Raw genomic sequence first — 25,232 nt, 5'->3', positions numbered from 1 at the left:
CGGTGGTGCGTGTTCTCCTCGAAACGGGGAGGTTTTGATGCGTGAAGTGGTGCCGACACGAGGCGAGATCGTGACGGCCGCGGTCTGGCTGGGCCGGCACGGGGTCCGGGTGGGGATCCCGACCCGGCTGCTGGCGACCCGGCTCGGCATCCGCGGGCGCGCGCTGCCGAAGGGGCTGCTGGTCGCGCAAATGGTGATCATGCTCGCCGCGATCGGCTGCGCGGTCGCCTACCAGTGCCTGCAGTACCTGCCCGGCGTGCGCGGGGTGGAGATGACCGAAAGCAAGGTCGCGTACTTCATCGTCTTCGGGGCCCAGAGCGCGACCTGGTTCTGCTTCCGGCGCCGGGACCGGCAGGCCGCGGCCGCGCTGGGCCCGCGGGCGCTCCACCACCCGCGGCCACCGCGGCGCGAGGTGCTCGACGGCTGGTTCCTCGCGTCCGCCGTGGTGACCTTCGCCGGGGGCGCCGCGCTCGGCCTGACGATGTACTTCGCGACGTCGTACCGGACCTACGCCTGGAGCTGGCTCGGGCTGCTGGCGTTGGCGTTTGTGCTCTTCGCGGTCGCCGTGACCCGCCTCGTGCGCCGGCCGGTGATCGCCGAAGACGAGCCGTCGCTGGCGGTCGACGCCGTGCTGCGGCGCGACGACCTCGCCGTCACGCTGCCCGCGGGTTACGCGTTCCTGGTGCTCACGGACCTCGTGACGACCCACCGCCAGCCGCCCGGGTTCGCGCTCTGGCTCGTCGGGTACGCGGTGCTGGCGGCGGCCCTGCAGATCACCGGCGCGCTGGTGTCCCGCGGGCGGCGGCCGATCCTCCCGGCGGGCGACTACGGCGTCCCCTTGCCGGCTCAGGCCGGTGTCCGGTGATCACGCTGACGGCCCGGGAGCGGGCCGCGGCGCAGTGGCTCGCGCGGCGCGGGATCCGGGTGGACGAGCCCACGACACTGCTCACCGCACGGTTGAGCGTGCGCCGCGGGAAGTCGTCGCCGGGCGCCTTCACCGCGGTCTTCTTCTTGACGGCGCTGATGTGCGTCTGCGTCGGCGGGTACCAGTTCCTGCGGCTGCTGCCGTCGGTGGACGCCGCCGACCTGCCCGTCGGTGGACCGGCCTTCTTCACCATCACCGTGGCGGTGCTGGGGACCTGGCTGAACGTCCGCGGCGGTGACCGGGAGGCGCGCGCGCAGCTGGGCGACCGGCCGGTCCGCCCGCGCCTGTCGTGGCGGGAGGTGCTGGGCGGCTGGTACGCGGCCGCGTTCGCGGTCACCTTCGGCGGCGGCGCGGTCCTGGGTGCCGTGCTCGCCGCGTCGGGCCTGCTCTGGGCGTGGTTCTGGCTCGGCCTGCTGGCGCTGGGCGCGGTGGTGGAGACGATCATCGTGGCCGGGACGCTCCGGCGCCCGGTGCTCGCCGAGGACGAAGGCTCCCTGGCGATCGACTTCGCGACGCGGCTCGAAGACGTCCAGCTCACGATGCCGTCGGCGTTCGCGGTGCCGCTGGTCGGCGACCTCGTGTTCACGGACCTGCCCGGCAAGCCGTGGCTGGTCGTTTACCTCGTGCTCGCGGTCGCCACGCACGTCGTCGCGTGGTTCACCCAGCGGCGGCGGATTCCCGCGCTGCCTTCGGACGCTCACTACGGGGAGGTCTCGTGAAGACCGAATACGAGGTGGGCCTGCGCTGGCTCGCGAAACGCGGCCGGCCGGTCGCCGACGCGACGTCGTACATCGGCCAGCTGCTGGTCATCCGCAACGTCAAGTTCGACCGCTTTGCGCTGCGGTTGCTGCTGTTCGCCGTGCCCGGGTCCCTCGTCATGGTCGGCTACGAGAGCCTTTTCGGGGAGACCGCGGCCACGCTGGCGTACTTCATCTGCTTCTTCATCGAGCTGGGGTTGTGGCAGAGCGTCCGGAGCCGGCAGCGAGAGCTGGCTCGTCGCACTCGACCCTGGGAGGGCGCGACGCGCGACTACAGCGCGGCAGGCGGCTGGTTCGCGGCGGCGCTGGCCCTCGCGTACGGCGGCGGTGTGGCGCTGGCCGTGGTCATGCTCTCCACGGCGCCGGCCTACGCCCGGAGCTGGCTCGGGCTGCTCGGCCTGAGCGCGGTCTGCGCCGCCGTGGTGCTGACCGGGTTCCTGCGCGGCCCGGTGCTCGCCGAGGACCCGGAGTCCCTGGCGGTGTACCGCGGGATCCTGGCGGAGAACCTCCACACGGCGGCTCCTTCGCTGGTGGCGGTCCCGCCCCTGCTGGACGTCGCCGCCGGCGGACGGGTGCCGCCGGGGTTCGGGCCGTGGCTGATCGGGTACGCCGTGCTGGTGATGGCCGCGGAGTTGCTGGCGTACCGGCGGAACCGGCGGCCGCTCCCGCCTGGACACTACGGCGACCCGTTGCCCGCGCAGACCGCGGTGAACTGGGCACCACCGGAGTTTCGCTGAAGGATCCAGGTCGCAGAGTGGTGGCCCGCCCGCGGAACGGACCCGCGGCCGCAGGGCGCCTGGGGCGTCACGGTGATCAGCTTCGGCGGGAGAGCCGCGCTGGCGGGGCTGTGCGCTTGGCTGACCCGCAAGGCCGCCTGCACATCTCCGGCCACGGACGGCAGCCGCCCGGGTTCACCGGCTGGCTAATTGCCTACGTGATCCTGGCCTGGATGGCGCAGACTGTGTCCGTGATCCAGGTTCGCCGAGCCCGGGGGGTGGCCGCATGATCGACGACGCCGGGTACGACCGGTTCCTCGCCGAAGGCCGGACCGCCTTCGCGGCCGGGATCGCCCTCGACACCGTGCTGGTCCAGCTGCGCCGCCGGGGGTTCTCGCAGATCGACTGCGTCCGGGCGGTCCGCGACCTGACCGGCGCGCGGCTCGGCGAGGCCAAGGTCGTCGTGCACGAAAGCACGGCCTGGGCCGACGTCCGCGAGCGGAACGAAGCAGCCCACGCCGACCTGGCCGAGGCCCTCGAGAAGGAAGGCCCCGGCCCGGACGTCAGCGGTTCGACGCCTTCTTGACGAACTTCGCGAGGTCCTTCGACTGCTGCACCCGCGTCGGCTCGTGGACGTACATCATGTGCCCCGCCGGGTAGTACGCCGTGTCGATGTTCTCCCGCAGCTCCTCGGGGATCTGCAGGTGGGCCAGCACGTGCTCGGCCGCGAAGTACGCCGTCGCGCCGTCGTAGTGGCCGAACGCCACGTGGAGGTGCAGGTGCGGGTTCGCGCGCATCGCCGCGCTCACCGAGTCGGCCACCGACACCGAGCGGCCCTCGAAGTCCGAGTACGACCACGCCTTGAACGTGTCCTCGTGGATGATCTCGTACGGCAGGTCGTTCTCGTAACCCAGCTCGGCCCGCACGTAGTGGTTGAACGACGCCGCGTACGCGCCGATCACCCGGGAGATCGACGGGTCGTCGCTCATGTGCTCGCGGCCGCCGTCCGGCTCCCACGTCGTGAAGCGGCCGTCCATCCGGCCGACGGTCAGCGCGCGGTCGCGCAGCAGCTCGGTGAAGAACCGGACGTGCTCGATCCGCAGGTTCACCCGGTCCACATAGGACTCGGTGAGCCCGGTCAGCGACGCCAGCGCCGCCACGGCGTCCGCGCGGTCCTGTGTGGACAGCCGCGCGCCGCGGGCCAGCGCCCACGGCAGGTCCTTCGCCGCGAAGTCCTCGGCGTCGGCGAGGACGTCGTCGAGCGGGCGCTCGCCGTGGAAGCCGTGGTAGTGCGCGATCGCCGCGTACGTCGGCACGTACAGCGAGTACGGCAGGTCGTTGCCCTCGGTGAACCGCAGCGTGCCGAGGTCGAGCACGGACGAGATCAGCAGCAGGCCGTTGAGGTAGAGCCCGTGCCGCTCCTGCAGGTGCGCGGCCAGCCCGGCGGCGCGCAGCGTGCCGTACGACTCGCCGGCCAGGAACTTCGGCGACAGCCAGCGCTCGTGGCGTGACACCCAGAGCCGGATGATCTCGCCGACCGACTCGATGTCGCCCTTGAACCCGTGGAAGTCCTTGGTCTCGCCGCCCTCGGACGCGCGCGAGTAGCCGGTCGACACCGGGTCGATGAAGACCAGGTCGCTGTGCGCGAGCAGCGTCTCGGGGTTGTCGGCCAGCCCGTACGGCGGCGGCACGAGGTCGTCGACGTCCCCCGAAAGCACCCGCCGCGGGCCCAGCAGGCCCATGTGCAGCCAGATGCTCGACGAGCCGGGGCCGCCGTTGAAGGCAAACGTCACCGGCCGCGAGCCCGGGTCGGCGTCGTCGAGGGTGTAGGAGGTGATGAAGACCTCCGCCTTCGCCTTGACACCCTCGGACTTGCCGTCCTTCACGACCTCCTTGCGGAGGACGATCCGCCCCGCCTTCGCCGTGTACGCGAGCTTCTTCCGCTTCACGGTGATCGTGTGCTGGGTGGTGACGATGTCGTCGGTGGGCTCGGCCGGGATCTCCGTCGTTTCCGGAGCCTTCTTCTCGGGAGCCTCTTCGGGGGTCGTGTCCGCCATGGACCCAACCTAGTTGTGGCAGGGTGACTCGGTGCACACCGGGGACTGGCCGACGACGGTAGAAGACGCGCTTGCGGTGCAGGAACGCCTGCGCGGGCAGGTCGACGTGCGCGACGACTGCCCGGAGCTGCCGCCGACGGTGACCGGCCTTGACGTCGCCTACGACGACGCCGGCGACATCGCCGCGGCGGTCGTCACCCTCGAGACCGCGGGGCTCACCGTCGTCGAGGAGCGGACGCACCGCGCGCAGGCCGTCTTCCCGTACGAACCGGGCCTGTTCGCCTTCCGCGAGCTGCCGCCGCTGCTGACCGCGCTCGAGGGGCTCGACCGTGAGCCCGACGTGCTGGTCTGCGACGGTCACGGCCTCGCGCACCCGCGGCGCTTCGGGCTCGCCTGCCACCTCGGCGTGCTGACCGGGCTGCCCGCGTTCGGCGTCGGCAAGACGCGGTTCGTCGGCTCGCACGACGTTCCCGCGGCGGCCCGGGGCTCGTCGGCGCCACTGGTCGACGCGGGGGAGGAGGTCGGCGCGGTGCTGCGGACCCAGGACGGCGTCAAGCCGGTGTACGTCTCGGCCGGGCACCGGATCGACCTCGCGCACGCCTGCCGCCTGACCCTGGCGCTGACTCCGCGCTACCGGCTCCCCGAGACGACGCGCCGCGCCGACCACCTGTCCCGGGCGGCGCTGCGATGAGGACGCTCGCCGAGCTGGACGTGGCCGTCGCCGGGTGTCGTGCCTGTCCGCGGCTGGTCACCTGGCGCGAAGGCGTCGCGGGCACCAAGGCGGCGTTCCGGGGTGAGGAGTACTGGGCGCGGCCGGTGCCGGGCTTCGGGCCGGCGGACGCGTCGCTCGCCGTCGTCGGGCTGGCGCCTTCGGCGCACGGCGCGAACCGGACCGGCCGGATGTTCACCGGCGACCCGTCGGGTGACTTCCTCTTCCGGGTGCTGCACGAGGTCGGGCTCGCGTCGCAGCCGACGTCCGAGCGGCTCGGCGACGGCCTCGAGCTGTACGGCACGCGGCTCGTCTCGCCGGTGCGCTGCGCCCCGCCGGAGAACAAGCCGACGCCGGCCGAGCGGGACACCTGCCGGCCGTGGCTCGCGGAGGAGCTGACGCTGTTACGTCCGACACTGCGCGCGGTCGTCGTGCTCGGGGCGTTCGGCTGGCAGGCGTTGCTGCCCGTGCTCGCCGCGGCCGGCTGGCCGGTGCCGTCGCCGCGGCCGGCGTTCGGGCACGGCGCCGTCCTGGAGCTCGGCGACCTGCGCGTATTCGGCTGTTATCACGTCTCGCCGCGCAATGTCCAGACCGGACTGCTGACGCACACGATGGTGGCCGACGTCTTCCGTGCCGCGACCTCGGTGACGGCCTCGGACTGAATCGTTACGGAAGGTGCAGCGACGCTGGTCACAGCGAGATGGGGTCCCCTCGCAAGGTCCGTGTGAAGGTGCGACTATGAGGTCATGGCTGCTGCGAAGTCGAAGTCGGAACCGACTCGGATCCTCGTCCTCGGTGGTGGGTACGTCGGGCTCTACACGGCGTACGGCCTCCAGAAGATGCTCCGGGCCAACGAGGCCTCCGTGACCGTCGTTGACCCGCAGCCCCACATGACCTACGCGCCGTTCCTCCCGGAGGCCGCGGCCGGCGCGATCGAGCCCCGGCACGTGGTCGTGCCGCTGCGGCGCGTCCTCAAGCGGTGCCACGTGCTGACCGCGCGCGTCACCAAGATCGAGAACGAGAAGAAGTCCGTCACGGTCGAGGCGGCCGACGGCCACATCGAGCAGCTGGGGTACGACGTCCTGGTCGTCGCGCTCGGCGCCGTCGCCCGGATCCTGCCGATCCCGGGCCTGGTCGAGCAGGGCATCGCCTTCAAGACCATCGGCGAGGCGATCTACCTCCGCAACCACATCATGACGAAGCTCGACGAGGCCGCCAGCACGCTGGACCCCGAGCTGCGCAAGCGCCTGCTGACGTTCACCGTCGTCGGCGGCGGGTTCGCAGGCATCGAGGCGCTGGCCGAGCTCGAGGACATGACCCGGTTCGCGGTGGAGAACTACTACCCGAACATCCAGCCGGCCGACGTCCGCTGGGTTCTCGTCGAGGCGGCCGGCCGCATCCTGCCCGAGGTCCGCGAGACCCTCGGTGTGTACACGGTCGAGCAGCTGGAGAAGCGCGGCATCGAGGTGTACCTGTCGACGGCGGCGAAGTCGTTCGAGAACGGCCACGTCGTGCTCTCGGACGGCACGGAGTTCGACACCGACACGCTCATCTGGACGGCGGGCGTGAAGGCCAACCCGGTCCTGGCCGACTCGGACCTCCCGCTCGACAAGCGCGGCCGCGTCGAGGCGACGGCCGCGATGCAGGTGGTCGGCCACCCGGACGTCTGGACCGCGGGCGACAACGCGGCGATCCCGGACCTCTCGCGCACCGAAGAGGACCCGACGGCGACGTGCCCGCCGAACGCGCAGCACGCCGTCCGCCAGGCGACGCTGCTGGCGAAGAACATCATCAAGGTGATCCGCGGCGGAAAGCCGAAGGACTACTACCACAAGAACCTCGGCGCGGTGGCCAGCCTCGGTCTGCACAAGGGTGTGGCCGACGCGCTGAACCTGAAGATCAAGGGCTTCCCGGCGTGGCTCTTCCACCGCGCGTACCACCTCAAGGCGATGCCGACGTGGAACCGCAAGATCCGGATTCTCTTCGACTGGATCCTCGGTGGGTTGTTCCGGCGTGAGGTCATTTCGCTGGGTCAGATCAACAACCCGAAGGACGAGTTCGCGCGCGTCTCGAAGTCCTGAGTCAGAACCAAAAAACGGGGCCCCGGATTCTCTCCGGGGCCCCGTTTTTTGTGCTTACTTCTCCGCCTCGTCGTCCTCCGGCGGGTCGTCCTTCGCGGCCGGCGGGATGGCCTTCATCATGTCGATGATGGTCTTCCCGCCCAGGCCCTGGACGCCGTACGTCGGGTCGCTCATGACCTTCACGACCTTCTCGATGCCCTCCAACGCCTTCTTGGAGTTGCCGCTCGTGAAGGTGATCGGCGCGCCGGCCCATTTGTCGAAGTTTTCGAGGAGCTTTTTCATCTCATCCTTCTCCTCCTTCGTCGACGCTTTCGCTTCCAGTTCCTTGGCCAGCTTGTCGCGCACCATGCGGGTGACCTTGTCGCCGAGGGTCTTCGGCTTGTTCGGGTCGGGCGTGGTGTCCTCCGGCTTCTTCCCCTCCGGGGTGGTGTCCTCCGGCTTCTTCCCGCCGCCCGCGTTGGGATCGTGCTTGACCACCTGGTTGCCGCCGTGCGGTTCGCCGGCCGGCGGCTTGGGGGTGTGCGGCCCGGGCTTCGGCAGCTTGACCTTGCCGAGGCCGTCGCCGATCGCGTTCTTCACGACGTCGTCGGCCGCGCCGCGGGTCTTGGCCAGCAGCTTGAGCATCTCGGCGAGCTTCTTGGCGAGGTCGGCGATCTTCGTGCCGATCTTGCCGATCGCCACCCCGACCTCGACGATCGTGCTGGTGATCGCCGCGATGATCGAGCCGCCGAACGTCACCGGCGCCAGCGCCACCGCGATGATCGCGGCCTTGACGATGCCGGCCAGCGTCATCGCGATGAGGTCGCGGATGATGCCGCGCACCGTGCCGATGAGGCCGCCCGCGATCGCCATCTGCTTGCCGGCGAAGTCGACGTAGTCGGCCAGCGCGTCGATCTGGGCGGTGACGCCCTCCATGTCGGTGCGGAACTTCTCCGCCGCGTCACCCGACCAGGTCTTCAGGACCTCTTGGGTGGCCGTCTTGTGCTTCTCCGACTCCTCCCGGACCTTCTTGCCCTCGGCCCAGATCGCCTCCTTGGCCGCGTCGATGCCCTTGGGATCACCCATCAGGACGTCCAGCGGCCAGCGGAAGATGACCAGGTGCTCGATCAGCCAGCCGATCCCGGCGGTGAGCAACGACCCCAGCGGGTCGAGGACCATGCCGAGGATGTCGACCGCCATGCCGACCGACGCCATGCCGATGCTGAGGCTGTCGCCCTCGGCAACCGCTTTCTTCAGCCCGAACGCGGTGTCGAAGAAACCCGCGCCGGCGGTGTCGCCCCCGCCCGGGTTCTCCGGGTCCTTGAAGTCGTCGGCCTTGACCCCGGCGTTGTTGCCGAAATCGCCGCGGTGGTACTCGTCGCTCACTTGACCTTCACCTCTCCCAGGCCCTTGGCGGCGCCCGTGATCGTGGCCTCCGCCTCCTGGTCGCCCTCCTGGTACTTCTTCGTGGCGTCGCGGACCTTGTCCGAGAAGTCCTTCACCTTCGACGAATAGTCGTGCAGGTGGTCCCGCGCCTTCGCGCAGTGCATGCTGGCGCCGGCCCCGTAGAGCTGGCCGCCGGTGATGCCGAAGATGCCCGGGTCGCCCACGCAGCTGCCGACCATGTCCGCGCTCTGCTGCAGGGTCTGTTCGAGGTCGTCGAGGTACGTGGCGAAGGTGCCCAGTGCCTCCCAGCGTGCTGCGATCCCGTCGCTCACCAGGGCCTCATTTCTTCGTCGTCGAAGGGTTGCGACCGCCGCGGCGGCGCGGGGGGCGGTGGCGCGGGCCGGCCCGGCTGCGGCGGCATCGGACGCCCCGGCTGCGGCGGCATGGCCCCACCCGGCGGCGGCATCGGGCGCCCCGGGGGCGGCATCGGGGGCATCGGGCGGCCCGGCGGCGGCATCCGCCGTCCGGCCGGCTCTTCGTCGTGCGCTTCCGGAGCCCACTTGTCCTGCTCGGGAGCGCTTTCTTCGGCCTCCTCGACCTTCGGCAGAAAGGTCCGGACCAGCTGGGCGGCCTGGTCGTCCCCGTTGATCTCGGAGTAGGTGTCCACGACCTTGCCGGCGGTCTTGCGCTGCGCCTCGCGCACCGTCTTCATGACCAGCGCGCCGAGGTTGGCCGGTCCCAGCCCGCAGGCCCGGTTGCCGAACTCGATCGAGCTGAGCGAACCGTTGGCCTCCACGGTCACCGTCACCGAACCGTCCGGGGACCGCACGGTGGACCCGGCCGCGGCGAACGCCGCCGCCAGTGCTTCGCCGCGTTCCTGGAGTTTCCGGGCCTCCCGCTCCAGGAGCAGGGCGAAGTCCTCGCCCGGTTGAAGTTCAGGGTGCATGCGCCGCCTCGACTCGAACGTTCGGGCGAGGTGGAGCGTCACCTCGCCTTAACCTGAATGGGGTCTGTTGGACAGAGCGACGTTACTGCATGCTCATCGCCCGGCAGGCGCGAAGTGCCCGAAATAATCAAAAAGTATGACCTGGTCGGGCAGTGTGGGAGAGCGTCGCTCAGGGCTTCGAGCCCGGCTGGCTTGTCTGGTTTGTCCGCATTCGCAGGATCAGGGCGACGGCGTCCGCCGAGGGTGTTTCCGGGCTCAGGACCGCCTGCAGGAGCAGCCCGCGAATCGCGGCGATCGTGACGGTGGCCGTCGTCAGTGCTTCCTCGGCGCCGAGCCCTTCCTGTTCCGCGAGCGAGGCCAGCATCCGGGTCAGGTCGTCGAGCGAGTCGACGAAGTCGCGGAAGTCGTCCGGCCGGTACGCGGCCAGCCCCACGACGTGAAAGAAGCCGCGGGCGCGCGAGAGCTGTTCCGGGCGGATGTAGGCCCGCCAGATCGCGACGACGAGGTCGTCGAAAGTGGCGCCTTTCCGGGCGGCCTCGAAAAGCGCCTCGTTGTCCCGGGATCGCTGCGCCTCGAGCATGGCCGCCAGGACGCCCGAGAGGGACCCGAAGTGGTAGCGCAGCAGGGCGTGGCTGGTCTCGGCCCGGGCGGCGATCTCGCGGAGCGAAACGTCCGGCGAGGGAAGGGCCTCGTCGAAGGCGTCGAGAAGCCGGGCCAGGAGCCGCTCGCGCGCGTCGCCCTTCGGCGCTGAGCTTGACAGGTTCACCCCGGCAGTTTATCCATTGGAAAAGACAGGCTGCCAACGGAGGGGACTTGCGATGAGCGTCATGTGGCAGGGCTGCCTGGCCGACACCGACTACTTCGAGCTGCGGTCGAGCGGCGGGCACGACTACGGCGTCTGGGTCACGACGCCGCCGGGCTACGACCCGGCCTCGACACGGGCGCCGGTGGTGTACGTGCTCGACGGCAACTGGGCCGTGGGCATGACGGCGCCGCTCATCGTCACGCAGCTGGACCCGATGCAGCGGATCGAGCCGTACCTCCAGGTCAGCGTCGGCTACGCGGGCGAGGAGGCCCGGCACTGGGCGCGGCTGCGCAACAGGGATCTGGTGCCGCCCGGCGAGCCGATCGCCCCGGAGTTCGTCGACGCGGTGGAGCTGGGCCTGCAGGCCGGGGCGATGACGCGCGAGGAGGCCGACGCGTATCTCGCCGAGTTGCGCGACACTCACGCCGATGCGTTTCTGCACTTTCTCACCGCGGAACTGCATCCGCGAATCGAGCGTGACTACGGCACGGCCGCGGGCGGTCACGGCCTTTTCGGGTATTCCTATGGGGGACTTTTCAGCCTTTACGCGTGGCTCAGCGATTGCGCGCTCTTCGAGAGCGTCGGGGCGGGCAGCCCTGGTGTGGCCAGCGAGGGCAGCCGGGTCTTCGCTCAGCTTCAGGAGCTGGGTGACAGCCGGCTCGCCGCCAAGCTTCACGTGACTTTCAACGACCGGGAGCTTCTCGGAGATCTGGCCATCTATCAGAACCTCGCCCGGAACACGGCGGCTGTTCTGCACCGTCTCGGTTCACGGGGAACCGTCAGCAGTGCGGTCCTGCGTGAAACGCATGTGACCGGCCTGCAGGCTTCGTTCCTCAGCTACCTCAGGACGTGCCGCGCCCGGTAAGTCGTGTTGCGCGAGAGAACGGGTGTTTCAGGAGTTTTAAGGGGAATTGACCGACTGTGTGCCGGTGAGCGACATGGTCTGGACAACTGGGCCGCTGAGCGGGTATCCCTTTCTTCACAACGCGGAATAAGTCCGCTCCGGCTCCCTCCCCACGGTCCCCCTGGAGCTCAGTCATGCCCTTTTCCCGCACCAGAGCGGCACTCGTCGCGGCCTTGCCGGCCGTGCTGAGCGCCGCCGTCCTCGTGACCACCCCGGCGACGGCCGCCGCGGCCGGGCCCGCCTTCCCGGCCCACTACGCGGCGCCGTACCTGCAGATCAGCGACTCCGACGCCGGCGACATGGCCGCCGACATGAACGCCACCGGCACGAAGTTCTTCACGCTGGCGTTCCTGACCCCGCAGTCCGGCTGCACGCCGGTGTGGGAGGCGAACGGCACCGGCGTCGGCTCGTTCAAGTCGCAGATCAGCGCCCTGCAGGCCGCGGGCGGCAACGTCATCCCGTCGTTCGGCGGCGCGGAGGGCGGCGAGCTGGCCCAGACCTGCACGAACACCGCGAGCCTGACGGCGGCGTACGCCAACGTCGTCAACACCTACGGCACGCCCCGCCTCGACTTCGACATCGAGGGCGGCGTCCTGAACGACACGGGCTCGAACCAGCGCCGCAACTCCGCGTTGGCCGCATTGCAGCAGCAGAACTCGGCGGTCCAGGTCGACTACACGCTCGCGGTCGACCCGACGGGCATCCCGTCGAACGAGCTCGACCTGCTGCGCGACGCGAAGAACAAGGGTGTGAAGGTCAGCGTCGTCAACCTGATGGTGATGGACTTCTACGACGGCCAGCCGGTCCTGGGTGACGCCCTGTCGGCGGCCCGCGCGTCGGCGTCCCAGCTGGCGAGCCTGTACGGCATTTCGACGTCGGCGGCGTACGCGATGATGGGCCTGACCCCGATCGCCGGCCGCAACGACGACGGCGCGCAGTTCAGCCAGTCCGACGCCCAGCAGCTGGAGACGTTCGCGGCCCAGAACGGCGTCGCGGAGCTGTCGTTCTGGGAGGTCCAGGACTACGACCGCGCGACGGGCTACGCGTATTCGCGCATCTTCAACGCGATCACGGGCGGCACGACCACCCCGCCGCCTCCTTCGGGCGGCACGATCACCGGCTACGGCGGCAAGTGCGTGGACGTGGCGGGCGCATCGTCGGCCAACGGGACGACGGTGGACCTGTACACGTGCAACGGAACGAACGCCCAGCAGTGGACGTCGACCTCAGGCACGCTGCGTGCCCTCGGCAAGTGCCTGGACGTGAACGCGGCGGGCACGGCGAACGGGTCGAAGGTCCAGCTGTACGACTGCAACGGAACGGGCGCCCAGCAGTGGTCCCGATCGGGAAACCAGCTGGTGAACCCGACATCGGGCAAGTGCCTGGACGCAACGGGCCCCAGCTCGGCGGACGGCACCCCGCTCCAGATCTGGACCTGCACGGGCGCGGCGAACCAGTCGTGGACGCTGAACTGACGGCCATCACCTAGAGTGTGCGGTGCCCCCGTAGCCCAACCGGCAGAGGCAGTCGACTTAAAATCGATTCAGTGCGGGTTCGAATCCCGTCGGGGGCACCAACCGCATCGGCAAAGTCGAGCGGCATTGTGGACAGTTTCCGGACAATGCACCTGGACCTGCCGAAGCCTCGCCCGAGTGAGGCCCGTCTGGTCGTATCGTGGCCGTCTTCCGAGAGGGCACGGTGTTGACCAGTATCTTCGTGAACTACCGCACGCGGGACACGGCCTTCGCCGCATCGGCCGTGGCGCGGGAACTGACCGGGCATTTCGGCCCCGGTAGTGTCTTCCTGGACCACCAGTCACTCGAGCCTGGCCGCAGGTACCCGGACGATATCCGGGCGGCGCTGAAGCAGTCGCGGGTGCTGCTCGTCCTGATCGGGCGCGACTGGCTCGCCCCCGACCCGGAGAACTCCGGCACACGCCTGATCGATCGGCCGGGCGACTGGGTCCGGATGGAGATCCGGCAGGCCCTCGACCAGGGCACCGCGGTCATTCAGGTGATTATGGAGGACGGCGTCGCGCCTCGGGCCGAGGACCTGCCCGACGACCTCGCCGAGTTGGCCCGGCTGCAACGATGCCACTTGAGGTCCCGCGAGCTGGACGAGAACCTTCGCCTTCTCCTGGCGGGGATCCTTCGCTGTGCTCCGGAACTCGCGCTGCCGGATGTCATCGATGCCGACCCGAAGCCGCTGGACGGAGCTCGTGGCTTCACTCCCAGCGAGCTGCTGCGACCCGACCGCCGAGTGGTCGGCTTCGTCGAGGACGGCAGTCCGCTCGGCGAACTCGTGGAATGGCTCGGAGCGACGCCTGCGGTCGAAGCCAGGTTGATCGTCGGTCCCGGCGGCCGGGGAAAGACCAGGTTGGCGACGGAGATGATCCACCGAGCCCGTGACGACGGCTGGCACGCCGGGTTCGTCCGAGCCGACGCGACCCCTGAGGTGCTCGATCGTGTCAAGTCCGTGCCTGGCGACGTCCTGCTCGTCGTCGACTACGCCGAAGGGCGACCTGACCAGGTCCTCCACCTGGCCGAGGTGCTGCTTCACCGCTCACCGAGCGCCGACAGGTCCCGGCTGCTGCTCCTCGGCCGCGCCGCGAGTGCGTGGCACGACGCACTGATCGGCATCAAGGATGACGTGATCTCGAAGCTGTTCCTGGATCCTGTCAGCCACGAAGTCGGTGAACTACCCGTCGGCCCCTCCCGCGCCAAACACTTCGGCACCGCCACGCAAGCGTTCAGCCGCTGTCTCGGATACTCCGAAACAGCAGTCCCGTCGCCGATCGATCTGGACCATCCGCGCTACAACCAGTTTCTCGACATCCAGGCCGCCGCCCTCGCCGCTGTGCTGGACGCGCACGCCGGCGCGCAGCCGTCCGCCCCCGAAACCCCGGTGCTCCGCGTGCTCCATCACGAGCAGAGGTATTGGCAGGAGTCCGCCAAAGCAGCCGGCCTGTCCGGCAGGCTGAAGCCGCTGCGCCTGGCTGTGGCAGTCGCCACCCTGGTCGGGGCGCAGAACACGAACCAGGCTCTGGCCGCCCTCGAGGTGGTTCGACCGATCCGCGGCAAAGCCGCCGAATACCTCGAATGGCTCCGGGACTGCTTTCCCGGGCCGAACGTGGTGAACCCCCTTCGGCCGGACCGGCTCGGTGAACACCTCGTTGCCGATGTGCTGACCGAAGATCCGGAGCTCGCGGCTGCCCTCGCGCCCCTTCTGGACGATTCGCAGGTGACTCGCGCGCTGACCGTTCTCGCTCGCGTGGCGGAATGGCACGAGGACGCGCGTGAAGCGATGGCCGCCATCCTGTCCGCCGACCTGGAACATCGCCTGGAGCAAGCGAAGAACGTCGCGACACAGACCCCCAACCGAACGATCGTCGAGGTGCTGAAGGAACTCCTGAGCACCGGCGACCTCACCGCCGGGATGGCCGATCACCTGCCCCTGAGCAGTTTGGCCTTCGAAGACGTCGCCGTCGGTTTCTTCGAGCGGCTGGTGCGGCAGGAGACGGAACGCGACCCGGTCGATCCCCACCAGATCGCGGAGCTGCGGGGACAGTGGGCACGATGGCTGGCGAACACCGGGAATGCCCTCGAGGCGTTGAACGTCATGTCCGACGCCTTGGCCTACTGGAGGAGCACGGACGACACTCTGATGGTCGTCACGTCGCTGTGCGAAATGGCCGCGGCGTGCAACCAGCTCGGAGAGTTCCGGCTCAGCCAGCACCACGCGATGGAAGCCTTCACCACATTGAAGGACATCGAGGATGCACCGCCCTTGGCGACGCTCAGGACGTTGCACGAGCTGAGCGTCGCGACGGAGCGACTCGGCCAGACCGACCGGGCGGCCGACCTGGTCCTTCGCGCAGCGAGGTTGATCGACGAGTTCGCTCGGCAGAGCGGAGACGCATCGGAGTTCCTGGCCTTCCGCGCGGGTTTTCTGACGGTGCAGAGCCGGCTTCTCGACACTCTCGGCCGGCCCGAGGACGCCTTGGCGGTCAGTGCCGGGGAAGTACGCGCCTACGGTGAGCTGGCGAACGAGCAGCCGGACACGCATCAGCTGGGGCTGGTCGGGGCGTTGTTCAGGCTCTCGGACCGGTACAGCGAACTCGGACAGTGGCGGAAAGTGCTCCGGACCGCGCAGGAAGTCGCCGACCTTTCGACGGTGATGGCAAAGCAGTACGGCGCCAGGTACGGCGTCTTTCTCGCCGAGTCCCTGACGAGAATGGCGTCCGCACACTTGAACCTCGACGAGGCCCTGGACGGGCTCGGCCTCGCCGAGCGGGCGGTGGTGGTGCTCACCGAGCTGACTGACGATCAGCCCGCCGAACACGCAGGCAATCTCGCCGGAGCCCTCTTGGTGCACGGATCTTGCCGGCTCGCCGCGGCCGACGCCGGTGAGTCGATCGAGCCCTTCACCGGACGGCTCGGCGTGACTCGGCCGGTCGATGGCAACCGGGTCCGCAACGCTTTGCTGGACTGGGCCGAGGCCATCGCCGACGACGAAGTCCTCCTGGCAATGGTGACCGCCGAGGCCGCCGAGCTGGTACGAAGGCTTGGCGTCACGTAATACGGCGTGCATCGACTACCGCTGTGAGGACAGCGGGTGCCATCGCTACACGTAAAGCACCACGAACCCGTCCTCGGCGTCCACCTCATACGTAGCCGCGCGAGACCGGCGGCCCAGTTTCACCACCGGCCGACCAGTTCGCACGTCGATCTCGTAGTTGTGGAACGGGCACACCACCACCCAGCGGTCCTCGTCCGGCACGTGCCTGCCGCACGCGTCCGCCTGCCACATTCGCTCCAACGAACCCGACGACAAGGACCCGCCGTGGTGGGGGCAGTGGTCCGACAGCGCCCGGTACTCGCCTCCCGGTAGCGCCGCTATCACTATTCGGCGGTTCTCGTGCGTGAACAGCCTTGTGCGGCCGGGTGGGAGCTCGGCTGTCGGGCACACCACGTGGCGGGTCACTTCGCGTACTCCCCGAGCCGGTAGAACTTGGCCGCGTTGTCGTACAAGACCTTTCGCTTCAACTCCGGTGAGAAGCTCGTCGGGAGCGACCGCTCCGGGGTGTCGGAGTCCCAGTGGGGGTAGTCCGAGGAAAACATCAGGAACTCGTCGTTGCCGACCATCTCGAACATCTCCAGCATGTGCCTCGGGTTCTCGACGTACTCCATCGGCTGCGTCGTGAACTTCACCTGCTCGCGGATGTACTCGCTCGGCAGGCGCTTGACCCACGGCACCTCACGGCGCAGGGCTCGATAGTTCTGGTCGAACCGCCACATCAGGTGCGGCAGCCACGTCCAGCTCGACTCGACCATCACCACCCGCAACGTCGGGAACTTCTCGAACACGCCGCCCGCCACCAGGCTGATCAGCTGGGACTGCCACGCCTGGGTGACCGCCGTGTGCCACTCGAGGAAGAACGGGGGTAGGCCGACCGCCGTCTCTGATGTCGTTCCGTGGTGGAAGCCGACGGCCAGGTCGTGGCGGACCGCTGCTTCGTACACCGGGTGGTAGAACTCGCGGCCCAGCGTGTCGTGGGAAATCGCCGGCAGCATGATCTGGACGATGCGGGGGTGCGGGCCGACCCGGTCGATCTCCGCCACCGCCGAGGCCGGGTCCTGGGCCGCGATGTGCATCGACCCCAGGAACCGCTCGTCCTTGCGCAGCCACTCGCGCATCAGCCAGTTGTTGTAGCCGCGGGCGATCGCCGTCGCGAAGTCGGGCTGGGTCTTGAACTCGGTCGGGTACACCAGCCCGGTCAGGACGGCGTGCTGGACGTTGTAGCGGTCGAGGTGCTGCTCGCGCATCAGCTGGTAGTCCGAGCCGGCGCGGGTGCCGGGGCTGCTGATCGCGTCCGGGCGGGCGATGCCGCCCGTCGTCGGCCACGTGTAGGGCAGGTGGACGCCGGTCCAGTTGTTGATGTTGATCCGGCTGCGGTACGGCTCGTCGATGTAGAACGCGAACCGCGGGCCCGAAATCATTTCGTGCACGTCGGTGTCGATGACCGGGGCCGGTGGCGGCAGCGTCTCCTCCTCGGAGACCTGTTCGGAAACGATCGTCGTCATGAAGTCCCCTTATCCCGCCAGAATCGCCGAACCGGTGCCGCCCGAGCGTAGCTCCTGGTCCGGCCCTGGAAAGCGGCCTTGCCTGTCTTTCCGGCACTTGCCCCTCCAGTTGCCGCTTTTGCCGTTCCGGCGGCATCAATGATCGGTCAACGAGCCGTCAGCGCCCATTGCTACGTTGGCCTCTGCGGAAAAAATCACCGGGAAAGCACGTCATGCCCGAGAGATGTGCTCGAAAACAAATGGGGACCGATGACGACGGTTGATATTTCCACTCACCACGGGAAAAGCGCCGGAAACCCGGCGGCAGGCACGGCGCCTGCCGCGGGGTTGGCCCCTCTGGTGGACAACGCGAAGCTGGTCAGCGATCCGCGGGACACCGCGGTCGTGCGGGCTTCCCACCGGATCTACGAGCACCTGATCGCGATGTTCGCCCCCGGGATGATCGAGGCCGCGTTCGACCTCGGGGTGTTCACCGCGCTGGCCGACGGCCCGGCGACGGCCACGGACCTGGCCGGCCGGCTGGACGCCGACCCCCAGGGCCTGCGGATGCTGCTCGACGGCCTGTACTGCTACGAAATCGTGCACCGCACCGACGGCGGCCGGTACTGGCTGGTCGAGGGCATGGCCGAATGCCTGCTGCCCGACGGCCTCTACAGCCTCGCCGGGCGGATCGGCTACGACCGCACGATCGGCTGGGACGCGTGGCGGGACTTCGCCCGGCACGTCCGGCGCCCGGCCGTCGACGACGGCGGTGAGTACCAGACCCAGGCCAACCAGCTGTCCACCGAAGACTACGAATCCGTCGCCAAGGGCATCAACTTCTGGGCCCCGCCGATCGTCGAAGCGCTCACCGCCGAGCTGACCGAACGCGGCTGGACGGCGGACGGGCCGCGGTCGATGGTCGACGTCGGCTGCGGCACCGGGATCTACAGCCAGCTGCTCCTGCAACGGTTCGACGGGCTGGACGCGGTCGGCCTCGACGCCGAACGCATGGTGCTGATCGCCATGGACCAGGCCGCCCAGCTCGACGTCGGCGACCGCTTCATGACCCGGGTCCAGGACTTCTTCGTCGGGGACTGGGAAACCGGGCACGACCTCGTGCTGCTGGTGAACATCATCCACCTGCAGACCCCCGCCGGCGCGCAGGACCTGCTCCGCAAGGCGGCCGACGCGGTGGGCGAGGGCGGCGTGGTCGCCATCGTCGACCAGATCGTGGACGACCGCCGCGAGCCGCAGTCGGTGCAGAACCGGTTCTTCCGGCTGTTCGCCGCGTCGATGCTCGTCACCGGCGGCGGCGACTCGTACTCCCTCGCCGAGTACGACGGCTGGCTCGCCCGGGCCGGCCTGCGGCGGACCGCGCTGGTCGACACCCCGATGCACCGGATTCTCCTCGCGCAGCGCGCGTGATCTCACCGGCGGCCCGGCCGGGCCCGCTGTCAGTGCACCAAGCCTTGGGAGGCACCGAAGTGACCGAACAACTACTGCTGGCCCCGGCCAGGATGACCGCTGCCGACATCTACAACGCCGCCGTGGCCTCGTCCGCGATCAGCGCGGCGTGGGAGCTCGGCGCGCTGGACGAGCTGGCCGCCAACGACAAGCTCGAGGTGGCCGACTTCGCCGCCCGGCACGACCTCGACGTGGCGTCGACCGAAGCCCTCTTCCACGCGCTCGCCAGCGTGCGGGTCGTGGAACGCCGGGACGGCGCGGTGTTCTGCGACGTGAACTTCGCCGAAGTGGTGCGGACGCGCGCGTTCCACCACTGGCTCTCGCGCGGGTGCGCCGAGCTGTTCGCGGACATGACCGCCGTGCTGCGCAACGAGAACCGGGTCGGCGAGTACTTCCACCGCGACTCGGCGGCCATCGCGATCGCCTGCCGGGAGATCAACACCAACTTCTTCGACCCGATCTTCAACGAGATCGTGAAGACGCTGGAGTTCACGAAGGTCGCCGACCTCGGCTGCGGCAGCGCCGAGCGGGTCATCAAGGTCCTGAAGCAGCGCCCGGGCTCGACCGGCCTCGGCATCGACATCGCCGACGGCGCCCTGCGCGTCGCCCAGGAGTCGGTGGCCGCGGCCGGGCTCGCCGACCGGGTGTCGTTCGTGAAGGACGACGCGACCGCCCCGCGGCCGCGCCCGGAGTTCGCCGACGTCGACCTGCTGACCTGCTTCCTGATGGGGCACGACCTGTGGCCGCGCGAGGACTGCGTCGTGTCCCTGCGCCGGCTGCGCGAGGCGTTCCCGAACGTCCGGCGGCTGCTGCTCGGCGACACCGCCCGCACGACCACGATCCCCGACACCGACATCCCCGTCTTCACCCTGGGGTTCGAGGTGGCGCACCGGATGATGGGCGTCTACCTGCCGACGCTGGAGGAGTGGAACGGCGTGTTCGCCGACGGCGGGTGGCGGCTGATCGCCCAGCACCGCGTCGAGACGCCGGCCGACAGCGTGATCTTCGAGCTGGAGCCGGCCGACTAGGACCCGGGACCCGGCCGCACGGCGCCCGAGCGCGGACGTGCGGCCGGACCGGCGGGGAAGGGCTCGGCCAGGGTGGGGGCCTGCACCAGGATCTCCTGGTACCGCTGCTGCAGCGTCGGGTTCGGGGTCAGCCCGAACTCGTCGGCGAGGTGCCGGCGCGCCTGGTGGAAGACGGTGATCGCCTCGGCCTGCCGGCCGCACCGGTACAACGCCAGCATCAGGTGCTCGGTGAGCCGTTCGCGACCGGGGAACTGGCTGAGCAGGCGACGCAGCTCCGGCACCACCTGGTGGCCGTGGCCGAGGGCGAGCCGGGCTTCGAGCAGGTCCTCGGTCGCGGTCAGCCGGCGTTCTTCGAGCAGCGCGGCGGCCACTTTCGCGCGCTGGCCTTCGTCCGCGTCGGCCAGTGCGGGGCCGCGCCACAGGCGCAGGGCCGATTCGAGGGTTTCGATCGCTTTCATCGGATCGCCACGGACCTGCGTGCCGCCCTGGTCGGTCAGCTCCAGGAACAGGTTCGCGTCGACGTCGGTCCGCGGGACGTCCAGCAGGTACCCCGCGCCCGCCGTCACGAGCAGCTCTCCGTTGCCGGAGAAGGGTTCCAGCAGCCTGCGCAGCCTCGTCGCGTTGGCCTGCAACGCGTTGCGGGCGTTGTTGAGGTGGCTGGCGCCCCACAGCTCGTCGATCATGTCCTGATAGGACACGGCGAGCCCGGCGTTCAACGCGAGCAGCACCAGCATGGCGCGCACCTTGCGGGCCCGGATCGGGCTCCGGCCGGCCGCGGTCGCGATGGCCGTCGCGCCGAGCAGCTCGATTCTCACAACCACCCCCAACGCGGTGCCGTGCGGTGTGAGGCCGATCGTAGGGAGCGCCTTCACGGGTGGCGTCCCCCTTGCCGGTCACTTGCCGATCGATTGCCGAGCAGGGGAGTTCTCCTCCCACGGGTGGAGAACGTCCCTGTCCCGAGGTGGAAGCCGGGCGCCCGGCGCCCGCCTACGATCGGGTCGTGGCTAGGAACCGGGCACGAAGAGCGCGGCTCGCGGCGATCCGGTGGGGTTCGAGGGCGCTCGGCGTCCTGCGGCCCCGCCCTCGGGCCGACGACGCCGGAAACTGGCGTCCACGGCTGATCGCCGAGAGCTACGACGCGCTGGCGCACGCCTTTTCGGCTCAGGTCGTGAGCCTGGAGGGCGTTCGCCTGCTGCTGCTCGACGGAGGCGCGGGCGAGGAGGTGCTGAGGCAGGTGACGCAGGTGGGTGAGCTCGCCCGGTCGGGCCTCGCCGAGGCCACCTACGTGCTGGGCTCGACCGCCGCGCCGCGCGCGTCGGTCGGGGAGCTGCTGCGGTGGCTGGCCGGGGAATTCGCGCGGAACACCGGCCGGGAATGTCCGGTGCTGATCAGCGGCGACCCGGAACAACTGCCAGCGCAATACCGCCTGATGGTGTTGCGCGGCGCCGAAGAAGTGCTGGACGACATCCGCAGGCACGTTCCGGGGGCGTCGGCGAGAGTCACTCTCCACCGGAACCCGGTGTATTGTGAGCTCGTCGTTTACGGCGGATCCGGTGATCCGGCGGGAAATGACACGGAGGTCGCACTGGTGTCGAGAGTGGCGCTGGGACTCATGGGGATTCGGGAACGGGTGGGAACTGTGGGCGGCACAGTGCGGGTCGCGCCGGCCGGGCCGGGGTTCGCCGTGCGGATCCGGTTGCCGGCATGAGCGGGGAGCCGATCAGGGTCGTCGTGGTCGACGACCAGGAGGTCGTCCGCCACGGGCTGGTCCTGGTGGTCGGGCTGCTGCCGGGCCTGGTGGTCGCCGGTGACGCCGGCAACGGCGCGGAAGCGCTGCGGCTGGTGGAAGAGCAGCGCCCGGACGTCGTGCTGATGGACCTGCGGATGCCGGACATGGACGGCATCGAGGTGACGCGGCGGATCCGGGCCGGGTTCCCCGGCGTCGAGGTGCTGGTGCTGACCACCTACGCCGACGACCAGTCGATCCTGGCCGCGTTGCGCGCGGGCGCGCGGGGCTACCTCACCAAGAATTCGCGCGGCGAGGAGATTTCCGCGGCGATCCACGCGGTGATGCGCGGCGAGGCGCCCCTCGACCCCGCCGTGCAGCGCCGGCTCACCGAGCTGGCGACGGCCGAGCGCAAGCCAGCCGCGGCGGTCGACGCGCTGACCCCGCGCGAGGCCGAGGTGCTGGGCCTGATCGCCGAAGGCCTGTCCAACAGCGAGATCGCGCAGCGGCTGTACGTCACCGAGGGCACGGTGAAGACCCACATCAACAACCTGTTCGCCAAGGCGGGGCTGCGCGACCGCGCCCAGGCGGTGAGCTTCGCGTTCCGGCACGGGCTGGCCCAGGTGCCGGTCGACGAGGAGCCGGGCTAGCCGGGACGCGTAACGGCGGCCCGGCGCCCGGTCAGGCCACGGCGGGCCATTCGCCGCCGAAGCGGCTGAAGATCGACTGCAGGTGCGCGACGCTGGGCAGGGTGGCCCCGCCGTCGGCGAGTTCTTCGTTCGTCAGGGTGATGATGTCCTGGATGGTCTCCAGCGACATCGTCCGTTCGGGAGGCAGGGTGTCGATCGTGAAGAGGTCTTCCACCGTGAAGCCCAGCTCGGCGAGGGCCAGCGAGTGGAAACCGAGGTCGTTGATCAGCCGGGACTTCGGGCCGACGTCGTCGGCCTTGATCGGGGCGACGAGGTACACCAGCCGGCTGATCACGTCCGGGACCAGTTCGGCGTCGAGCACGGGAGCGAAATCGGTCATGCCCCGATCCTGGCCGCCGCGGCGTCCGCATCCCAGGCAATCGCGCGGCAACACCGCCCGGCCGCCGGCCCGGCGCGCACTTGCCCCCGGATTGCCGCGGATTTGCCTGGAGGGTTCCCGGCGGGCGGGTCACCCTCGAACCATGAACGGTGACACGGCGACGCAGCTGTCGGACGCTTGGGTCGTGGGCCGCGTCGCCACCGCGCGGCCGTCGTTGCGGCTGGTCTGCTTACCGCAGGCCGGGGCCGGGAGCGGGTCGTTCACCGGCTGGCGGGCGCACCTGCCGGTCGGGGTCGAGCTGGCGCCCGTCGAGCTGCCCGGCCGCGGCACCCGAGTTGCCGATGTTTTGCCGGGTACCGTCGACGAGCTCGCCGACCAGCTGCACGCCGGCCTGGCCGGCGAGTTCCGGCTGCCGTACGTGCTGTTCGGGCACAGCTTCGGCGGGATGCTCGCCTACGAGCTCGCCCGGCGGATCGAGCGGGACGGCGACCGGCCGCCGCTGGCCGTCGTGGTGGCGGCGTCGCGCGCTCCCCAGGTCGAGCCGGTCGAACGGCTGGGGAACGCGAGCGGCGAGCAGCTGGTCCGCTGGTTGGTCGCCCACGACGGGATCCCCCGCGAGCTGTTCCGGTTCCCGGACTACCTGCGCTCGGCGCTGTCGGCGATCCGGGCCGACCTGGCGCTCGCGGAGTCCCACTTCACGGCGGACCCGGTCCCGCTGCGGAGCGCGTTGCACGTCCTGGGCGGCACGGAGGACCGCGTGGTCCCCGCCGCCGGGCTGGGCGCGTGGTCGGCCTGCGCGGCCGGCGAGTTCTCCCTGACGGTCCTGGCCGGCGGGCACGACTTCCCGCGCACCGGACCGGCCGCCGTCATCACGGCGCTGAAGACCGTACTGCCGCCGGGAGTGTGGCCGGACGAACCGCGAAAGGTGCACGCATGACCTCGATCGCCGCCGCGCCGCCCCTGGCGCCGGACGACCCGATCTTCCTCCTGATCAACACGGCCGTCATCGTGGTCGTCGCGGCGATCGTCATCGTCAGCCAGTTCAGCGCGCGCGAGGTCCGCAACCAGACCTTCCTGTGGGTCGCGCTGCTCATCCTGCGCGGCCTGCTGCCGCCGGGACCGGCCAGCCTCACCACCGTCGGCATCGTCTTCCTGGTCGTCGGCCTGCTGGTCTCGGCGCTCTTCGGCGTGCTGCGCGGGCGGACGATGCCGATGTGGCGGGACGACACCGGGAAACTGATGCGCAAGGGCGGCCGCACGACGCTCGTCCTGTGGATCCTCACCGTCGTCGCGCGGCTGGGCCTCGGCGCCGTGGAGTCCCTCGGCTTCGGCGAGGCGTTCAACAGCAACGCGCTCTGGCTCGGCGTCGGCGTCACCCTGGGCGTCCAGCAGTGGATCATGCTCCGTCGCGCGCCCGGCGTCACCGCGGCACGAGCTCGACCGGCATCGTCGAGTAGCCGCTGAGGAAGTTCGAGAACACCCGCCGGGCCGGTCCGGTCACCCGGATCTCGGACACCAGCTCCCGCAACGCCTCCAGCAGCGCGTGGAGCTCGGCCTTCGCGAGGTAGGCGCCCATGCAGTAGTGCGGCCCGTGCGCGAAGGTCAGGTGCTTGTTGGGCTCCCGGCCGAGGAGGAAGCGGTCCGGCTCGGCGAAGGCCCGCTCGTCGCGGTTCGCCGAGGCGTTCCAGAGGGTCACGATGTCGCCCTCTTCGATGAGCTCGCCGTGCAGCAGCAGGTCCGTCGCGGCCCGGCGGCCGCTGTGCAGCGTCGGGGTCGTCCAGCGCAGGACCTCCTCGACCGCGGCCGCCGTGCCGACGTCCCCGGCGAGCAGGGCCCGCCACTGGTCCGGGTGGCCGGCGAGCGCGTGCACCCCGCCGACCATCGCGAACCTCGTCGTCTCCAGGCCGCCGATGATGATGCTGTAGCAGTTGAAGATGATCTCCTCGTGCGACAGCTTCCGGCCGGCCACCTCCTGGTCGACGAGCACGCTCAGCACGTCCTCGAGCGGCTCGGCGCGGCGGGCCTCGGCCAGTTCGGAGATGTAGAGCAGGAGCTCGTTCCGGGCGGTCCACGTGCTTTCCGGGGTGGGCGGGCCGTCGGCGGAGGCGAGCGTCGACGACGTCAGCTCGACCAGGTGCCGCCGGTCCGCGTCCGGCACCCCCAGCAGGTCGCAGATCGCCGCCAGCGGGATGTGCGCGGCGACGTCGGAGACGAAGTCGCATTCCCCGCGTCGGACGGCGTTCTCGATCAGCCAGCGGGTACCGCCCTTGACGCTGTCCACGATCGCCGTCAACGCGCGCGGCGTGAACGGCTTCGTGAGGACAGCGCGCAGGGCGGTGTGGTCGGGCCCGTCGGTGACGGTGAGCATGCGGCCCACCGCCGAGTCGTTCGCCCGCAGCAACGTGTCGAGCATGTTGCCGCGGGCGGAGGTGAACGACGTGTTGTCCTGGTAGATGTTCGCGATGTCGTCCCGGCGCGTGACCACCCAGAACGCTTCGCCCCGCTCCGTGGCGCGATGCCGGTAGACCGGCGCTTCGGCGCGCAGCCGGCGCCAGACCTCGGTGAGGTCGCGGGTGGCGTGGAGGACGGGGTCGGCCAGGTCGATCGTGTCGAGCTCGGCCGGGTCGAAAACGGTGCGGGTGTCCATGACCGGT

General features: G+C 70.0%; 26 protein-coding genes and 1 tRNA gene. 17 read left to right on the top strand and 10 right to left on the bottom strand.

Translation table 11 applies throughout. The features are described from left to right. The first annotated feature begins 37 nt into the window (after positions 1-37). From ACZ63J_RS45460 to ACZ63J_RS45445, 4 genes are all read left to right on the top strand, one after another. Positions 38-865: a hypothetical protein gene (locus tag ACZ63J_RS45460; RefSeq protein ID WP_465406964.1), complete on the top strand. Its 828-nt coding sequence runs from the start codon at positions 38-40 to the stop codon at positions 863-865. Then, on the top strand, positions 862-1,644 hold the full coding sequence (locus ACZ63J_RS45455; RefSeq protein WP_465406966.1) for a hypothetical protein: 783 nt from the start codon (positions 862-864) through the stop codon (positions 1,642-1,644). Before ACZ63J_RS45460 ends, ACZ63J_RS45455 begins: the two co-directional genes overlap by 4 nt. Further along, positions 1,641-2,420, top strand: a complete 780-nt coding sequence (locus ACZ63J_RS45450; RefSeq protein ID WP_465406967.1) for a hypothetical protein — start codon at positions 1,641-1,643, stop codon at positions 2,418-2,420. The genes ACZ63J_RS45455 and ACZ63J_RS45450 overlap by 4 nt, the downstream gene beginning before the upstream one ends. A gap of 265 nt (positions 2,421-2,685) precedes the next feature. Next, positions 2,686-2,985, top strand: a complete 300-nt coding sequence (locus ACZ63J_RS45445; protein WP_465406969.1) for a hypothetical protein — start codon at positions 2,686-2,688, stop codon at positions 2,983-2,985. Here ACZ63J_RS45445 and ACZ63J_RS45440 read toward each other — a convergent pair. Beyond that, a complete protein-coding gene (locus tag ACZ63J_RS45440) occupies positions 2,963-4,456 on the bottom strand; it encodes a S10 family peptidase (RefSeq protein ID WP_465406970.1) in 1,494 nt (497 codons plus the stop codon). The two genes, ACZ63J_RS45445 and ACZ63J_RS45440, sit on opposite strands and share 23 nt — an antisense overlap. Before the next feature lie 31 nt (positions 4,457-4,487). On the opposite strand from ACZ63J_RS45440, the gene ACZ63J_RS45435 reads away from it, so the two are divergent. The 3 genes from ACZ63J_RS45435 (at position 4,488) to ACZ63J_RS45425 (ending at position 7,246) form a co-directional block, all read left to right on the top strand. Beyond that, positions 4,488-5,147 (top strand): endonuclease V, encoded by a 660-nt coding sequence (locus tag ACZ63J_RS45435; RefSeq protein WP_465406972.1) that lies wholly within the window; start codon positions 4,488-4,490, stop codon positions 5,145-5,147. Beyond that, the gene (locus ACZ63J_RS45430) at positions 5,144-5,827 is read left to right on the top strand and encodes a uracil-DNA glycosylase (RefSeq protein WP_465341507.1); all 684 of its coding nucleotides are present in this window, start codon (positions 5,144-5,146) and stop codon (positions 5,825-5,827) included. The genes ACZ63J_RS45435 and ACZ63J_RS45430 overlap by 4 nt, the downstream gene beginning before the upstream one ends. Positions 5,828-5,911: 84 nt before the next feature. Further along, positions 5,912-7,246: an NAD(P)/FAD-dependent oxidoreductase gene (locus tag ACZ63J_RS45425; protein WP_465341508.1), complete on the top strand. Its 1,335-nt coding sequence runs from the start codon at positions 5,912-5,914 to the stop codon at positions 7,244-7,246. 54 nt (positions 7,247-7,300) lie between these two features. On the opposite strand, the gene ACZ63J_RS45420 is transcribed toward ACZ63J_RS45425, so the two are convergent. The 4 genes from ACZ63J_RS45420 to ACZ63J_RS45405 form a co-directional block, all read right to left on the bottom strand. Then, positions 7,301-8,611: a WXG100 family type VII secretion target gene (locus ACZ63J_RS45420; protein ID WP_465406974.1), complete on the bottom strand. Its 1,311-nt coding sequence runs from the start codon at positions 8,609-8,611 to the stop codon at positions 7,301-7,303. Then, on the bottom strand, positions 8,608-8,943 hold the full coding sequence (locus ACZ63J_RS45415) for a hypothetical protein (RefSeq protein WP_465406976.1): 336 nt from the start codon (positions 8,941-8,943) through the stop codon (positions 8,608-8,610). Before ACZ63J_RS45415 ends, ACZ63J_RS45420 begins: the two co-directional genes overlap by 4 nt. After that, positions 8,940-9,557 (bottom strand): YbaB/EbfC family nucleoid-associated protein, encoded by a 618-nt coding sequence (locus ACZ63J_RS45410; protein WP_465341513.1) that lies wholly within the window; start codon positions 9,555-9,557, stop codon positions 8,940-8,942. The genes ACZ63J_RS45415 and ACZ63J_RS45410 overlap by 4 nt, the downstream gene beginning before the upstream one ends. 169 nt (positions 9,558-9,726) lie before the next feature. Then, positions 9,727-10,323 carry a TetR/AcrR family transcriptional regulator gene (locus tag ACZ63J_RS45405; RefSeq protein WP_465406978.1) on the bottom strand — a complete coding sequence of 199 codons (597 nt, stop codon included), beginning with the start codon at positions 10,321-10,323 and terminating at the stop codon, positions 9,727-9,729. Between the two features lie 52 nt (positions 10,324-10,375). Between ACZ63J_RS45405 and ACZ63J_RS45400 the strand changes: the two genes are divergently transcribed. From ACZ63J_RS45400 to ACZ63J_RS45385, 4 genes are all read left to right on the top strand, one after another. After that, on the top strand, positions 10,376-11,227 hold the full coding sequence (locus tag ACZ63J_RS45400; protein WP_465406980.1) for an alpha/beta hydrolase: 852 nt from the start codon (positions 10,376-10,378) through the stop codon (positions 11,225-11,227). A 173-nt stretch (positions 11,228-11,400) separates the two neighbouring features. Continuing rightward, positions 11,401-12,741, top strand: coding sequence for a ricin-type beta-trefoil lectin domain protein (locus tag ACZ63J_RS45395; protein ID WP_465406982.1), 1,341 nt, complete (start codon positions 11,401-11,403; stop codon positions 12,739-12,741). Between the two features lie 24 nt (positions 12,742-12,765). Continuing rightward, positions 12,766-12,842: transfer RNA gene (locus ACZ63J_RS45390), tRNA-Leu, on the top strand. Between the two features lie 98 nt (positions 12,843-12,940). Continuing rightward, positions 12,941-15,844 carry a tetratricopeptide repeat protein gene (locus tag ACZ63J_RS45385; RefSeq protein WP_465406984.1) on the top strand — a complete coding sequence of 968 codons (2,904 nt, stop codon included), beginning with the start codon at positions 12,941-12,943 and terminating at the stop codon, positions 15,842-15,844. A gap of 45 nt (positions 15,845-15,889) precedes the next feature. On the opposite strand, the gene ACZ63J_RS45380 is transcribed toward ACZ63J_RS45385, so the two are convergent. After that, the gene (locus ACZ63J_RS45380; protein ID WP_465439945.1) at positions 15,890-16,234 is read right to left on the bottom strand and encodes a Rieske (2Fe-2S) protein; all 345 of its coding nucleotides are present in this window, start codon (positions 16,232-16,234) and stop codon (positions 15,890-15,892) included. An 11-nt stretch (positions 16,235-16,245) separates the two neighbouring features. Further along, positions 16,246-17,349, bottom strand: coding sequence for an amidohydrolase family protein (locus ACZ63J_RS45375; RefSeq protein WP_465341518.1), 1,104 nt, complete (start codon positions 17,347-17,349; stop codon positions 16,246-16,248). A 339-nt stretch (positions 17,350-17,688) separates the two neighbouring features. Here ACZ63J_RS45375 and ACZ63J_RS45370 point away from each other — a divergent pair, with 339 nt between their 5' ends. After that, complete coding sequence (locus tag ACZ63J_RS45370) at positions 17,689-18,756, top strand: methyltransferase family protein (RefSeq protein WP_465406988.1); 1,068 nt, start codon at positions 17,689-17,691, stop codon at positions 18,754-18,756. A gap of 59 nt (positions 18,757-18,815) precedes the next feature. Further along, entirely contained in the window at positions 18,816-19,823 is a 1,008-nt protein-coding gene (locus ACZ63J_RS45365) for a class I SAM-dependent methyltransferase (protein WP_465406990.1), read from the top strand. Here the strand turns inward: ACZ63J_RS45365 and ACZ63J_RS45360 are convergent. Then, positions 19,820-20,644, bottom strand: coding sequence for an AfsR/SARP family transcriptional regulator (locus ACZ63J_RS45360; RefSeq protein WP_465341521.1), 825 nt, complete (start codon positions 20,642-20,644; stop codon positions 19,820-19,822). The two genes, ACZ63J_RS45365 and ACZ63J_RS45360, sit on opposite strands and share 4 nt — an antisense overlap. 347 nt (positions 20,645-20,991) lie before the next feature. Here ACZ63J_RS45360 and ACZ63J_RS45355 point away from each other — a divergent pair, with 347 nt between their 5' ends. Both ACZ63J_RS45355 and ACZ63J_RS45350 read left to right on the top strand, forming a co-directional pair. Then, the gene (locus tag ACZ63J_RS45355) at positions 20,992-21,531 is read left to right on the top strand and encodes a sensor histidine kinase (RefSeq protein WP_465406992.1); all 540 of its coding nucleotides are present in this window, start codon (positions 20,992-20,994) and stop codon (positions 21,529-21,531) included. Beyond that, complete coding sequence (locus ACZ63J_RS45350) at positions 21,528-22,199, top strand: response regulator (protein ID WP_465341523.1); 672 nt, start codon at positions 21,528-21,530, stop codon at positions 22,197-22,199. Before ACZ63J_RS45355 ends, ACZ63J_RS45350 begins: the two co-directional genes overlap by 4 nt. Before the next feature lie 31 nt (positions 22,200-22,230). Here the strand turns inward: ACZ63J_RS45350 and ACZ63J_RS45345 are convergent, their stop codons facing one another. Further along, positions 22,231-22,578, bottom strand: a complete 348-nt coding sequence (locus ACZ63J_RS45345; RefSeq protein WP_465302531.1) for a phosphopantetheine-binding protein — start codon at positions 22,576-22,578, stop codon at positions 22,231-22,233. Positions 22,579-22,720: 142 nt separating this feature from the next. Here ACZ63J_RS45345 and ACZ63J_RS45340 point away from each other — a divergent pair, with 142 nt between their 5' ends. Continuing rightward, positions 22,721-23,515 carry a thioesterase II family protein gene (locus ACZ63J_RS45340; protein ID WP_465406993.1) on the top strand — a complete coding sequence of 265 codons (795 nt, stop codon included), beginning with the start codon at positions 22,721-22,723 and terminating at the stop codon, positions 23,513-23,515. Next, positions 23,512-24,042 (top strand): hypothetical protein, encoded by a 531-nt coding sequence (locus ACZ63J_RS45335; RefSeq protein ID WP_465406995.1) that lies wholly within the window; start codon positions 23,512-23,514, stop codon positions 24,040-24,042. Before ACZ63J_RS45340 ends, ACZ63J_RS45335 begins: the two co-directional genes overlap by 4 nt. On the opposite strand, the gene ACZ63J_RS45330 is transcribed toward ACZ63J_RS45335, so the two are convergent. Continuing rightward, complete coding sequence (locus tag ACZ63J_RS45330; protein WP_465406997.1) at positions 23,999-25,225, bottom strand: cytochrome P450; 1,227 nt, start codon at positions 25,223-25,225, stop codon at positions 23,999-24,001. The two genes, ACZ63J_RS45335 and ACZ63J_RS45330, sit on opposite strands and share 44 nt — an antisense overlap. Positions 25,226-25,232 lie beyond the last annotated feature (7 nt).

The sequence above is a fragment of the Amycolatopsis sp. NPDC104863 genome, from assembly GCF_055582965.1.
This window is presented reverse-complemented; position numbering and strand designations above follow the sequence as displayed.

What these genes read in the sequence shown, in the direction of transcription:
- ACZ63J_RS45460 (WP_465406964.1), top strand. Translation starts at nt 38, where the DNA reads ATGCGTGAAGTGGTGCCGACACGAGGCGAGATCGTGACGGCCGCGGTC.
- ACZ63J_RS45440 (WP_465406970.1), bottom strand. Translation starts at nt 4,456, where the DNA reads ATGGCGGACACGACCCCCGAAGAGGCTCCCGAGAAGAAGGCTCCGGAA.
- ACZ63J_RS45410 (WP_465341513.1), bottom strand. Translation starts at nt 9,557, where the DNA reads ATGCACCCTGAACTTCAACCGGGCGAGGACTTCGCCCTGCTCCTGGAG.
- ACZ63J_RS45340 (WP_465406993.1), top strand. Translation starts at nt 22,721, where the DNA reads ATGAACGGTGACACGGCGACGCAGCTGTCGGACGCTTGGGTCGTGGGC.
- ACZ63J_RS45425 (WP_465341508.1), top strand. Translation starts at nt 5,912, where the DNA reads ATGGCTGCTGCGAAGTCGAAGTCGGAACCGACTCGGATCCTCGTCCTC.
- ACZ63J_RS45445 (WP_465406969.1), top strand. Translation starts at nt 2,686, where the DNA reads ATGATCGACGACGCCGGGTACGACCGGTTCCTCGCCGAAGGCCGGACC.
- ACZ63J_RS45400 (WP_465406980.1), top strand. Translation starts at nt 10,376, where the DNA reads ATGAGCGTCATGTGGCAGGGCTGCCTGGCCGACACCGACTACTTCGAG.
- ACZ63J_RS45350 (WP_465341523.1), top strand. Translation starts at nt 21,528, where the DNA reads ATGAGCGGGGAGCCGATCAGGGTCGTCGTGGTCGACGACCAGGAGGTC.
- ACZ63J_RS45395 (WP_465406982.1), top strand. Translation starts at nt 11,401, where the DNA reads ATGCCCTTTTCCCGCACCAGAGCGGCACTCGTCGCGGCCTTGCCGGCC.
- ACZ63J_RS45330 (WP_465406997.1), bottom strand. Translation starts at nt 25,225, where the DNA reads ATGGACACCCGCACCGTTTTCGACCCGGCCGAGCTCGACACGATCGAC.
- ACZ63J_RS45430 (WP_465341507.1), top strand. Translation starts at nt 5,144, where the DNA reads ATGAGGACGCTCGCCGAGCTGGACGTGGCCGTCGCCGGGTGTCGTGCC.
- ACZ63J_RS45335 (WP_465406995.1), top strand. Translation starts at nt 23,512, where the DNA reads ATGACCTCGATCGCCGCCGCGCCGCCCCTGGCGCCGGACGACCCGATC.
- ACZ63J_RS45345 (WP_465302531.1), bottom strand. Translation starts at nt 22,578, where the DNA reads ATGACCGATTTCGCTCCCGTGCTCGACGCCGAACTGGTCCCGGACGTG.
- ACZ63J_RS45375 (WP_465341518.1), bottom strand. Translation starts at nt 17,349, where the DNA reads ATGACGACGATCGTTTCCGAACAGGTCTCCGAGGAGGAGACGCTGCCG.